This is a genomic window from Sphingomonas sp., assembly GCF_039595165.1.
GTDB lineage: Bacteria > Pseudomonadota > Alphaproteobacteria > Sphingomonadales > Sphingomonadaceae > Sphingomonas.
The window spans coordinates 1-11,040 of the sequence record NZ_JBCNMA010000004.1 but is presented as its reverse complement, the minus strand read 5'-3'; the positions used below and the strand labels follow the sequence as shown (position 1 = coordinate 11,040).

Genomic DNA, 11,040 nt, shown 5'->3' with positions numbered 1-11,040 from the left:
TCATTCTTGGACAAAAGGACGCAAAACAATATTTTGCATAACTATTCCTATCGCCAGCCATTACCAAGAGCCCGTCGCCACGTTCGTGGGCAACTTGAGATTGGTCACTTCGCCGAGATCGTTGATCATCGCGAAGGTGGGTAGCTGCTTGCCCTTTGGTGTGCCGAACCAAGTTTCGGCGACATGGATCAGATCAGAATTGGCCGCACGCTTGCCGAATCTTTCGAGCAGCTCGTGAGTGAGTTCACGGCTCGGTAGAGTGATGAAATCACCGGTGACGTGCAGGCTGTCCAGATCGTCCGCCTCGCTCGCGATCGGTCGTTGCAGCATCTTGCGCGGGAGGGCCGTATCGCCCAGCAGGCCTGCAAATGACTTCGGGAAGATCGGGGCCATGAAGTCGATGATATGGGTCTCGGTCTGGACCCACATGTGGAAGCCGTCGGAGTCCGCGATGATCCGGCCGCCTTCGTCACGGCCGAAAAAGGCGATCTTCGGTTCGTTACTGACACAGAGCGCGAGATTACCGGCCACCGCCGTCGCCGGGATTTTGTATTTCGTCTCCAGAATATAGGCCCCGAAGACGGCGAAGAAGATGCAGGACCGCTCGGCGGTGCCGACACCCTCGATCACGCCACGCGCCACCTGATGGATGCGGTTATATTCGCCGAGGGTGAGGAGGAACTTCTTCATTTGAACCTGCGGTGACGGATCGGTTGGATCGATAGAGTTTCTCAATTGCACACGGAATCGCAAGGTTAGGAGGAGGGCGAGCCGCAAACCCACGGGCGGTAGGCGCAGGTCGCATAGTTCTGGCTGCCATCGTTGCACATCCGCTGCAAATGCGCCGTGCACGAGCAGCATTGCGAGGCATTGCTGAAGGAGGTGCCCCTGTCGTCGTGCCGGAAAACTGCTGCGTGGTTCCGAACTTCGCCGCCGTCGGTTAATCTGACAGCGCTGGGATTGTATGAGCAGCGACGCGCCGTGCACACCCCGGCGGTTTGAGCGCTCGGGAAATTTCCCTGAACAAGCGTCTGCTTTTGGAAAGCGTATCAGCGATGCTGAAGGCCCGGACTTAGGGCGCAAAGCGGACACCACTTTAGCGCCCAAGCCCACGTCCTCGCCCGAAGTCGATTCCGTGATTGAACGCCAGTTCCGCTCCAAGCCGGCGACCGGTGTCGATCGTGATCCCGAGCTGCGCCTTACGGCCTGCGAGGATCGATTCCATCTGTGGGTCTCGTTCGAGGCTCTTCGCCATTCCCGCCATCTCGCTTTGGATGGCTTTGCGGCCCGCCATGTCGCCCACCGCATAGGCGCGGTCAGACTGCTTCTGCAGCTTGCTCCAGCGCGCAACGAACTGGTCGGCGCGCCTGGCCGGGTCGGCCCGCATCTCGGCCTCCAGCATCACAGCCCGGATCGTCCGTTGCGGCCGCCCGCTCGCAGCCTCATCGATCGTCGTGCGATCGGCGTTGAATACGTTCTGAAGGTCGCGCTTAACACCAGGGCGCAGCGCCTCCATTTCAGCAACAGCCTTGTCGAGGGCGGCACGCTGATGCGGAAGCTCCGCATATCCTTCCGTCCGTACGCGCACGATGTCGGCGACCGAGCGTGCAACGCGCACCACCGCCCGCTCGAATGGGCTCAACTCCGGAGCATCGGGTGTCACGCGCAGCTTCAAACCCGCGAACCGGTCGTGGGGTGCCGGCCGCTGCTGCGCTGGCTCGGTGGCCAGATAGTCCGACGCCATGTCCTTGCCGCGCTCGCGCGACAGTGTCCGGGTCAACGCATGTCCGTCGGCAAAATCGTCGCGACCATAGTGGAGATCGACGCTGTCGCGGTGGCGTGACAACGCTACGTAAGCGGCATGACGATCGAGCCCTGGCGTCGCCAGCACATGGACGCGATCGACTGTCACACCTTGCGCCTTGTGCACCGTGGCGGCGTACCCGTGATCGACGTTCGCGTAATCCTTGACATCGAACGCGATCGAGCGCCCGTCGTCGAGCAGCACCGCCATACGCGCCTGAGTGACCGACAGTACCTGTGCAAGCGTACCGTTCTTGACGCCCAGACTGCGCTCATTGCGCAGGAACATCACCCGGTCTCCGGGCGCGAATTCACGCTGCCCCCGCTCGGTCGAGATCATCACATCCTCGCCGAGCTCGCCGTTGGCGCGCAGCCTGTCGCGTGCGGCGGTATTCAGGTCCCGCACCTCGTCGTTGGTGTGTGTGAGGATGATCCGCGAGGCGCCGGGCGCCTGCAAACGATCCCGATCCCAGCTGTCGATCAGGTCAGCACGTGCGGCTTCACGCGTACCGGCAACATGGATGCGGTCGTGCCGGCTATAGGCGCTGATCGCTTGTGCTGTCCGCTCGGTCGCGAGGTAGCGCGTGGCGTCGCGCTGCCAATCCTCGCGCTGGCGGCGGATCTCGGTGATCTCGATACTGCCATGCCGCTCGGCAGTCGCGCGGAACGCGGCGCCTGCTTCGATCGCCTGAAGCTGCTCGGGGTCGCCGACCAGCACGACTTTGGCGCCGCGCTTCTCGGCTTCGGTAAGCACGCGCTCCATCTGGCGCGAGCCGATCATGCCAGCCTCGTCGATCACCAGCACGTCGCGGTCCGACGGCAGCTCGCGACCCTGCGCCCATTGATGCTCCATGCTGGCGATGGTGCGCGACGCGATTCCCGAACCACCCTCCAGATTCTCGGCGGCAATGCCGGATAGCGCCACGCCGCGAACCGAATAGCCTGCGCTCTCCCAGGCCTCGCGCGCAACGCTCAGCATGGCCGACTTGCCTGTCCCGGCATAGCCGATGACCACACCAAGCCCTTGGCTTTTGGTGATATGGTCGAAGGCGCTGCGCTGCTCGCTCGACAGCACCAGCCCGCGCATCTCCGCACGCGCGAGCGCGAGTTTGCGATGCTGCTCAGCCATGCCGTGTCGCCGCGCCGCCTCCAGCCGGACAGTGGCGCGCTCGAGCCGCTTCTCGGTCTCGATCATGTCGCGGCTGGTGAAGCGATCATGGCCGCGCCCATCCTTGCCTAGCGCTACCAGCTCGGGCGACGCGCGTACCGCTGCCATCACCCGGTCGAACTGCTCTTTCCCCTCGCTATGTCGGTGCACGAGCATCGCCAGATCACGCGTGGTGAATGTCGCCTGGGTGCGGGTGATCGCATCGAACGCCAGCGCCGGGTTCGCCAACAGCTTCTCGCCATTGGCGCGCGCGATGGCGTGATGTTCTTCCAGCCGCTCGGAGGCGAGCCCCTGTTCCGCCATCCGGGCGGCGGCGGGGCCAATCTTGTGCTGCGGCTCAAGGTCGATGCCCTGCGCTTCCAGGGAGCGATGATCGACACGCGCATCGATATCCAGCTCGGCCAGCCGCTTGTTGACGTTCTCGGCCCAGCGTTCGCGCCATTTCTCCAGAAGATCGGTGCGGTTCCAGTCGCGGTTCTTCTTGCCGAACCCCCTCTCATCGACATTGCGCAAGGTGAGCATCACATGCGCGTGCGGCTTGGGCTCGCCATCGGCGCCGACATCCCAATGCACATTGACATCGGCGATCATCCCGCGCTCGACGAATTCCCGTTCGACGAAATTGCGCGCCAGTCGGATGCCCTCGACCTGGTCCAGCTCACGCGGAATGGCGAACTCCACCTCGCGGGAGAGCTGCGCATCCTTTCGCAGCTCGGTGGCCTCGACCGCGTTCCACAGCGTTTCGCGATCACCGAGATGCTCGGGCGAGCCGTTCGGCAGCATCACTTCCGAGTGAACGACGCCTGACTTGTTGGTGAAGTCGTGATGGCGGTCGAGCCGCTCGTCGTGCAGCCGAGAGGCCGAACGATAGGCAGCAGCGGCGACGGCGCTGCGACCGGCAGCACGGCTGATGACCTTCACGCTGAAATGGTAGATCGCCATAGCGATCAAAGCAGTTACACCTGAAAGCGCACGTCGGCACGACGTATAAGCGCGCCCTCACACGAAAAACTCCTGTGAGGGACTGCGACGTTTCAGACAGTCCCGCCGACTCTGCAGCATTGCGCCTGTCGCTCTACTATCATGCCCGCATCACCCGGTAATGGAGACTGTGATGCGCAAACCCCGTGACTTCGATTCAGAACTGAAGGCGCTCGCCGACAAGGCGAAGCAACTCAGAGAACGCCGTGTACGCCAGTTCGGCGAGCTGGTGACGGCGACCGGCGCCGATGCGCTCGACGCCGACCTGCTAGCGGGCGCGCTGATCAGTGCGGTGGATGCAAAGGACGCCGCGACAAAGGAGGGCTGGCGCAAGGCGGGTGCAGCCTTCTTTCGCGTCACGCGCCAGCCTCGCCGCCGCGCTCGCGCGGAGCCGGAAGGCGGAGCGGAGCGCGAGGGCGGCGGCGCATCGGCTTGAAGCCAGGAAGGCACGAACCGACATGCGCGAATGGGTCGTCAAGCGCCGGGAACGCACGCGGCATCTGATCGAGCTGGGCGGCCTGGTCGTGAAGGCAGGGTTGGTCGAACTGACCGGCGATGATCGCACTACGCTCTATGGCGTGTTCCTGTCGATCGCGGGCAAGCTGCAAGGCGAAGAACGCGATCATGCGCTTGCCCTGTGGGCGCGACGCGGAAAGCGCGCGTTCGAAGCCGAAGCAGAAGCGAAAAGCGGTGCGATGGCTATCTTACCGTCACCGCCAGCCCCACCACCATCTGCGGCGTAACGGTCGGCCCTGCAGCGCAGAGTGGAGGCCGTAGAGGGCATCGGCCATTCTGCGTTCGATCTGTCGCACGCTGAGGCCGGTGACCTCGGCGATTTCGGCATAGCTGAGGTCATCGATCCGGTGGGCCAGAAACACTTCGCGGGTGAGACGCGGCAGCGCCAGCAGGGCTGCCTCCATCCGTGCTAGTTCCTCGGCTGTCGCCCTTACCTCACGGGCGGGGGCCGGATTCGCCGTCGCATCATGGGCAGCCATGGCGCCCCCCTTCATCGCGTCAAGCGATGCTGCCATCCACGTGGGCGCGGATGACCGGTCACCTGATACACGCGGTCGAGCAGCGCGCGTGTCAGCATTCGGAGTTCCTCGGTGGAGAACGGGAAGTCCGGCGCGATGTCGCGGGGACTGGCATTGCGCCACTTGCCGTACGGCGAGAGGATCGCCGCCAGCAGTTCTACGTCGGTTGTTTCGAAGCCGAGGCCGGTGGCATTGGCGTAGGCGAGCGATCTGGCGATGTTCAGGCCGATGTGACGGGCGCACCACGCATCGGCGAATCCAACATCGAGCAGATGTGAACTCAGCCCGAGCTGTAGCACAATTCCGATCTGATAGAGCCTGTCGGTCGGATGCCGCACAATCCCTTTCTCTATGCCGAGAAAGAAGCCCTCGGCGTTATGATAGCGGAAGCGGCTGAGGTTCCGCCCCGCCTTGGTGCGAGCAAGGGCCGGCGGTTGATTGGCATACTGGTCGTGAAGCTTCGCCAAGCCCTCGGCCCAGGTCGATGCGGCCGGGGCGGCAAGCGCGGCAACCGGGACGCCCGTCAATGCGCTAAGCAGCGCGCGGCGTGATGTGGGGCCAACCATATGCACCTTCCGTTCCGCATCCTGGGCGGATGAAGCGGATGCGACGGAGCGGATGCGGCACGATCCCGTAGCTCCCGCGCGATTCGCGATGCCGGAATCGCCGCAGGCCGATTTGCTCGATGCCCTTGCAGCAATATACGCCACCGTTTATCGAATAAACGATGTCGTATATTCAAATAAACGGTTGCGTCAACCTGTTTGGCTTGGAGTTCGCAGACATGGCCGATAGCCAAGAGGCGATGGGACGCCCACCGCTTGGAATGAAGCCGACGACGGTCAGGCTATCGGCTGAGACGATCAGCCGAATCGCAGCGCTGGTGGGCAATCGGCGGGTTGCGCTGTTCATTCGCGAAGCGGTCGAAAACGAGTTGCAGCGCCGGGAAAATCCTGAACCGCCAAAGGGCTGACTCGCCTTCCGTCGGTGCCGCTCGCGAGTCGGCACCCGGGGGCGGCGAGGATAGCGCCAAATCCGTGCTGGCACGGTCGATTTGCTCGTACCGGGACGACATGGGAAAATTTCTTTTCACCGCCCTCGGACGACAGGGGCCGCCACGGGACGCCAGAGTCCGCCACCGCACACCGGCACCGTTTTCGGCACTCTTGCACTTCGTCCCAACGCTATCGATCCTGTCCCGGGGAGCTTCGCTAAACCCGAGTATGGAAGTATAGCCCATGTCCAACACCGAAAGGATTATTCGTCTCAAGACCGTCCTCGCTCGCACCGGGCTTTCCCGCACAACCCTCTATCGAAAGATGGGTGAGGGCACCTTTCCCCGGCAGGTCAAGATCGGCATTCACGGCGCCGGCTGGCACGAGTCCGCCATCAACCGCTGGATCGCCGATCCGATGGCCTATCGAGGCGATAGCGCAGAATGATGTCTGCTACCGCGCTCTCCCGGGGCGAGAGCGCGGCTAAGACCTCGGCCTAGTGAAGGCGGCTTCGCGCACTAACTACGGACATTCAGCGACCGCCCTTGCGGCGGTTGTCCTCCAAGCAGAGCATCTGACAGTTGGCAGCGGTCGTCTTGCCGCCTGCGTGCCAAGGCGTAATGTGGTCGGCCTCCATGCCTTCTATCTCATAATTCTTCTTGCAGTCGGGGCAGATGCCCTTTTGGCGCTCGTACGCCTCACGCCGCATCGCAGGGCTGAACGTACGGATGCTCAGATGCTTCTCTTTGCCGTCGAGCAGGTAAGAGTAGATACCTCGCTTCCGCTCCACGTCCTCATCGAGCATCAGGCGCGTGACTTCCTCCTCCAGCTTCTTGGAGTCGTAGGGCACGCTCTTGAACTGGTTGTAGAGTTCACCCCAGGGAACGCCCTTCATCTCCTTGCGGTAGTGCGGAAACGTCGTCTGCACCCAGGCAATCACCGCCTGAAAATAGAGCCATAGCTCGTTGGCGTTCGGATCGTGCTGATGCCTGGCCATGTAGCCTTCGACATCAGCGTCGTTGATCCAGTCGATGGCCGTTTCGAGGTAGGCCTGCCGGTTCAGTTCGCCATTGATGTATTTGCTGCCAAGGCCGTATGCCGCGCAGCCGTTCTTGCTGAAGTACCGCTTGGCGTCAGTGACCCACGATCCGGCATACACCGCGTTGCGGAGTTCCTGGTTGGTCAGCTGAACGCCTGCGATGTTGATGGTCTGGAACCAGTCCAACTTCTCGCTGTCTGTGCCGCTGCACTGATACACCATCAACTCGTAGGCGAGGACCTTAGCCTTCTCGTCGGGCTGGAGATTGTAGAAGTAGCGGCCCTTGAAAGAGAACTCGCCATTGACGTACTGGCAGATGGAGATGGTGCGCTGTTGGCCGTCGATGACCTCGAACCCCCCATCCTCGCGGACCGCCCAATACATGACGTTCAGGGGAAAGCCCTTGAACACCGTCTCGATCACGGCGTCACGTTGCTTGTCCTTGTAGATGAACTCGCGCTGGTAGGGCGGACGAATGTCTAGCTGCCCGCCGAAGCCGACCACGCCATTCTCGGCGTTGTCCTCATAGTCGGCCGTCAGGTCGCCGATCGTGATCCGCTCCAACTCGATCTTCATAGCCGCTTGTTCCTAATCACGAGCCGGTCGTACATCCGCCGGTAGGTGCCATCCCCGTTGGGAAGATAGAAACGCGGCCCACCCTGTGCAAAGCTGCCCTTCTCGGCGATGCTGGACATGGGCACGCCTAGCTCACGGCTGTTGCCGATAATCTCGAACTGGTCGGGGTTGTATTTGTCCAAGAAGGTGATGGGCACGCCCATCGCGCCTTTGTAATCGGCGGGTATGTGCTCCGTGCGGCCAACCTCGATCCCGTCGAAGTTGGCGTAGGTCGGATACTCCTCAGGTGTGTAGGTCTTGTAGAGCACCATGTCCTCATGGCGCTTAGAGATGTCGAGGTTGGTGAACCAGCAGGCGTTGCCCAAGCTGCGCCACGGGTTGCCCTCCTCGTCTACCCAGTAGCGCGTCTCGCGCGGCGGGTAGGAGTCCGGCACCCTGAACTTCATGTCGCCGTTGTTATGCCCCAGCCAGAGCTTGTTCTCCATGATGAGCCGGAACACCTCCTTGTAGGTGATGGCGTTCTGGTTGCCGACGAGGAGGAACTTCTTGTCATGCTTGTTCAGGAGGGTGACGAACTCGCGGAACAGCGAGAACGGCGGATTGGTGACGACGATGTCCGCCTGCTTGAGCAGTTCAATACTTTCTGGGCTACGAAAGTCACCGTCGCCCTTAAGCGGTTGAACACCGATCTCGCTAGGATCGGGCACCATGTTGCGGTTCTTGTCCCCGCTGTATTCGAGGAAAACCGCTTGCTCGGAATTGTTGCGGCTGAAAAGGTCGGCGTCCTGATTTTTGTAGCAGGTAGCTATGAGGCGCTTGAGACCTAACTCCTCGAGCGAGTAGCTGAAATAGTGGAAGAAGTTGCTGACGCGGGGGTCGTCGCAGTTGCAGTAGACAACCTTGCCCTTAAAGTGCTTCTTGTAGTGCCGCAGTTCGCGCTCAATGTCGGGCAACTGGGTGTAGAACTCGTCTTCCTTGGCCTTCTTCGCGTCTGCGAGATTACTATTCAGGCTTTTACTCGCCACGCCGGTCTCCGTCGCTGGTCGCAACCAGCCATGTTTAATTCCGGTTTGTTCCTCTCACACCTGATGGGCAGCGGCAAGGAAAGGATCACCGCCGCGACCGGCTAACCCTATGTCAGGTGACGGCGCACCGTCTCGTCATAGCCGTTCAGAAGCCGCGACAACGCTAAGTCGTTGATTAGGCGCATGTCTTCCTGGTTGTGAATGCGCTTTACACGCTGTGGTGTAGGGGCGCCGGCTGTTTGCTTCCACAAATCGGGACGGCACACATGTCCGCTTTTATCAGCGTTCCTCGCAACCGTATGGCGCAGTTGCGAGATTCGATCAGGTGAACAAATTTATATAACATGGGAGCGTGCAAAGGTGAGCTGAACGCCCACTTGTAGCCTCTTAGCGGCTCGCGGAGCCAATGTCCGCTTCGCACGATCTGGCCCCCGGAAGCTGCCAGGCTGCAACCGGCCGAGTTCAAGACCTAGGCCGGTCGACTACAGGCGCCTTCGTGCTTTTCCAAACTTGCCCTTGAGCACCTTCGCGCCATCCCGGAGGAAGTCGAGATGGTCGGACCAGTGCTGCATCATCTTGACGCGCTCGTCCCAATATTCGCCGCGCGTGTATGCACGGCGCACCGCGTTGTTGTCGCAGTGGGCAAGCTGCCGCTCGATCGCGTCGGGATGCCATAACCCCATCTCGTTGAGCAGCGTTGCCGCCATGGCTCGGAAGCCGTGACCGGTCATCTCGTCCTGCGCGAAGCCCATGCGGCGCAGCGCCGCGTTGATCGTGTTCTCGGACATCGGCCGATCGACCGAGCGCAGCGAGGGGAACAGGAAGCGGCTATAGTCCGCATCATGTTCGATGGTTTCTAGGATGGCGAGCGCTTGGCGGGAGAGGGGGATGGTATGCGCCCGCCGCATCTTGGTCTTGTGCGGCGGGATCGTCCAAAGCGCCTTGTCGAAATCGAAGTCGCTCCATTCGGCATGACGCAGCTCGCCAGGGCGGACAAACACATGGGGAAGCAGCCGAAGTGCTACTTTGGTGTTGGGATGTCCTTCGAACGCCTCGATGGCGCGGAGCAAGCCGCCTGCTTCCTTGGGGCTGGTGATTGCGGCGCGGTGGATCGGTTTAGGGGCGATCAGCGCACCGCGTAGATCGGCGGCAACGTCGCGCTCGGCGCGGGCCGTGGCGATAGCATAGCGGAAGACTTGGCTGCATGTGCTGCGCAGCCGCTTGGCCGTCTCATATTTGCCTTTGCCCTCCATCTTGCGGAGCATGATCAGCAGCTCCTGCGCGGAGATCGTGGCGATGGGGCGCTTGCCGATCGACTCGTTGATGAAGTCCAGCAGCCACCGCAGCTTCTTCATGGTGACAGCCGAACGGCCTTCCTTCTCAGCCTTGGTCAGCCATTCATCGGCGACAGCCTTGAAGCTGTTGGACGCTGCCACGGTCGCTGCGATGCGCTCCAGCTTGATCTGCTCGGCCGGATCGTCGCCCCGCGCCAGCACCTTGCGCGCCGCGTCGCGGCGCTCGCGGGCGTCGGCAAGGCTCGTGTCGGGCCAGGTGCCGAACGCCAGTGTCTTCTGCTTGCCGAGATGGCGATAGTTCATCCGCCAGCAGCGCCCGCCCGAGGGCGTCACCAGCAGATAAAGGCCGTCGCTGTCGGCGAGCTTGTAGGGCTTGGCGCGACTCTTGGCGCTCTTGATCGCGAGGGCGGTGAGGGCCATGATGGTATCTCCCGATCCGGGACCGGCGAGCTACCATCGAACATACCATCAAAATGCTGGTATCTGGTGGTATCCAGCTGATCCGATTGGGATGCTTATACCACAGAAAATCCGCAGAAAACAGCCATTTATGGCATCTTCTGGCACCCTCTGGGAGGGCTTGTTGGTGACCCCTACGGGAATCGAACCCGTGTTTCAGCCGTGAAAGGGCCGCGTCCTAACCGCTAGACGAAGGGGCCATGCAGCGAGCGCGCGGACTAGGCAAAGCACGCCACCGGGTCAAGTGGCGTTCTTCACGGCGCGCCGCCCCGCTCAGAACACGCCGATGTCGCTCGCGGCGAGCACCGTGCCCGCGCCGAGCACGGCGACCAGCGCGGCCGCGCCGCCGCCATTGCCGTCGGCGTCGTACCATAGCGAACCGGTCACCTGGTCGTAGATCAGCCGGTCGTCGGCATCCTGCGCGCTGGTGCCGAGATGGAACGCGTTCGCCGGCAGCGCGCCGGGGGTGAGACCCGCGAACGCCGCATCGTCGAAGCGCAGCCCGTCGGTTCCCGAGACGAAGTCGAGGATCGTGTCGGCCTGCCCGGCCCCCGGCGCGGTGGTGAAGGTGAACCAGTCGGCGCCCGCGCCGCCGGTGAGCGTGTCCGCGCCGTTGCCGCCGGCGAGCGAATCGCTCCCGTCCCCGCCGCGCAGCGCGGTCGAGC

11 protein-coding genes, 1 tRNA gene and 1 pseudogene are annotated in these 11,040 nt (G+C 62.4%); 4 read left to right on the top strand and 9 right to left on the bottom strand.

Annotated features, from left to right (window positions below; translation table 11 throughout):
* Window positions 1–60 precede the first annotated feature (60 nt).
* On the bottom strand, window positions 61–861 hold the full coding sequence (locus ABDV68_RS01235) for a DUF2026 family protein (protein ID WP_343517823.1): 801 nt from the start codon (window positions 859–861) through the stop codon (window positions 61–63).
* Window positions 862–1,096: 235 nt separating this feature from the next.
* Window positions 1,097–3,913, bottom strand: a complete 2,817-nt coding sequence (traA, locus tag ABDV68_RS01230; protein ID WP_343517822.1) for a Ti-type conjugative transfer relaxase TraA — start codon at window positions 3,911–3,913, stop codon at window positions 1,097–1,099.
* 172 nt (window positions 3,914–4,085) lie between these two features.
* On the opposite strand from traA, the gene traD reads away from it, so the two are divergent.
* Both traD and ABDV68_RS01220 read left to right on the top strand, forming a co-directional pair.
* The gene (gene traD, locus ABDV68_RS01225) at window positions 4,086–4,388 is read left to right on the top strand and encodes a conjugal transfer protein TraD (protein WP_343517821.1); all 303 of its coding nucleotides are present in this window, start codon (window positions 4,086–4,088) and stop codon (window positions 4,386–4,388) included.
* A 22-nt stretch (window positions 4,389–4,410) separates the two neighbouring features.
* Window positions 4,411–4,695: a conjugal transfer protein TraD gene (locus tag ABDV68_RS01220; RefSeq protein ID WP_343517820.1), complete on the top strand. Its 285-nt coding sequence runs from the start codon at window positions 4,411–4,413 to the stop codon at window positions 4,693–4,695.
* On the opposite strand, the gene ABDV68_RS01215 is transcribed toward ABDV68_RS01220, so the two are convergent.
* Together ABDV68_RS01215 and ABDV68_RS01210 are read right to left on the bottom strand one after the other, a co-directional pair.
* Entirely contained in the window at window positions 4,663–4,872 is a 210-nt protein-coding gene (locus tag ABDV68_RS01215; protein ID WP_343517819.1) for a sigma-70 region 4 domain-containing protein, read from the bottom strand. The genes ABDV68_RS01220 and ABDV68_RS01215 overlap by 33 nt on opposite strands.
* A gap of 86 nt (window positions 4,873–4,958) precedes the next feature.
* Complete coding sequence (locus tag ABDV68_RS01210) at window positions 4,959–5,696, bottom strand: hypothetical protein (protein WP_343517818.1); 738 nt, start codon at window positions 5,694–5,696, stop codon at window positions 4,959–4,961.
* Window positions 5,697–5,713: 17 nt separating this feature from the next.
* Between ABDV68_RS01210 and ABDV68_RS01205 the strand changes: the two genes are divergently transcribed.
* On the top strand, window positions 5,714–5,959 hold the full coding sequence (locus ABDV68_RS01205) for a hypothetical protein (protein WP_343517817.1): 246 nt from the start codon (window positions 5,714–5,716) through the stop codon (window positions 5,957–5,959).
* Window positions 5,960–6,224: 265 nt separating this feature from the next.
* The gene (locus ABDV68_RS01200) at window positions 6,225–6,428 is read left to right on the top strand and encodes an AlpA family phage regulatory protein (protein ID WP_343517816.1); all 204 of its coding nucleotides are present in this window, start codon (window positions 6,225–6,227) and stop codon (window positions 6,426–6,428) included.
* An 85-nt stretch (window positions 6,429–6,513) separates the two neighbouring features.
* On the opposite strand, the gene ABDV68_RS01195 is transcribed toward ABDV68_RS01200, so the two are convergent.
* The 5 genes and pseudogenes from ABDV68_RS01195 to ABDV68_RS01175 all read right to left on the bottom strand — a co-directional run.
* Window positions 6,514–7,596: a DUF262 domain-containing protein gene (locus tag ABDV68_RS01195; RefSeq protein ID WP_343517815.1), complete on the bottom strand. Its 1,083-nt coding sequence runs from the start codon at window positions 7,594–7,596 to the stop codon at window positions 6,514–6,516.
* Complete coding sequence (locus ABDV68_RS01190) at window positions 7,593–8,621, bottom strand: adenine-specific methyltransferase EcoRI family protein (protein WP_343517814.1); 1,029 nt, start codon at window positions 8,619–8,621, stop codon at window positions 7,593–7,595. Before ABDV68_RS01190 ends, ABDV68_RS01195 begins: the two co-directional genes overlap by 4 nt.
* A 482-nt stretch (window positions 8,622–9,103) precedes the next feature.
* A complete protein-coding gene (locus tag ABDV68_RS01185; protein ID WP_343517813.1) occupies window positions 9,104–10,336 on the bottom strand; it encodes an integrase arm-type DNA-binding domain-containing protein in 1,233 nt (410 codons plus the stop codon).
* A gap of 164 nt (window positions 10,337–10,500) precedes the next feature.
* Window positions 10,501–10,575 (bottom strand) — tRNA-Glu (locus tag ABDV68_RS01180).
* 73 nt (window positions 10,576–10,648) lie between these two features.
* Window positions 10,649–11,040 (bottom strand): annotated as a pseudogene (locus ABDV68_RS01175) (hypothetical protein); the annotation flags it as partial.

Excerpts from the sequence above, each read along its gene's own strand:
- ABDV68_RS01235 (WP_343517823.1), bottom strand. The coding sequence starts at position 861 with ATGCTGCTCGTGCACGGCGCATTTGCAGCGGATGTGCAACGATGGCAG.
- traA (WP_343517822.1), bottom strand. The coding sequence starts at position 3,913 with ATGGCGATCTACCATTTCAGCGTGAAGGTCATCAGCCGTGCTGCCGGT.
- traD (WP_343517821.1), top strand. The coding sequence starts at position 4,086 with ATGCGCAAACCCCGTGACTTCGATTCAGAACTGAAGGCGCTCGCCGAC.
- ABDV68_RS01220 (WP_343517820.1), top strand. The coding sequence starts at position 4,411 with ATGCGCGAATGGGTCGTCAAGCGCCGGGAACGCACGCGGCATCTGATC.
- ABDV68_RS01215 (WP_343517819.1), bottom strand. The coding sequence starts at position 4,872 with ATGGAGGCAGCCCTGCTGGCGCTGCCGCGTCTCACCCGCGAAGTGTTT.
- ABDV68_RS01205 (WP_343517817.1), top strand. The coding sequence starts at position 5,714 with ATGTCGTATATTCAAATAAACGGTTGCGTCAACCTGTTTGGCTTGGAG.
- ABDV68_RS01200 (WP_343517816.1), top strand. The coding sequence starts at position 6,225 with ATGTCCAACACCGAAAGGATTATTCGTCTCAAGACCGTCCTCGCTCGC.
- ABDV68_RS01195 (WP_343517815.1), bottom strand. The coding sequence starts at position 7,596 with ATGAAGATCGAGTTGGAGCGGATCACGATCGGCGACCTGACGGCCGAC.
- ABDV68_RS01185 (WP_343517813.1), bottom strand. The coding sequence starts at position 10,336 with ATGGCCCTCACCGCCCTCGCGATCAAGAGCGCCAAGAGTCGCGCCAAG.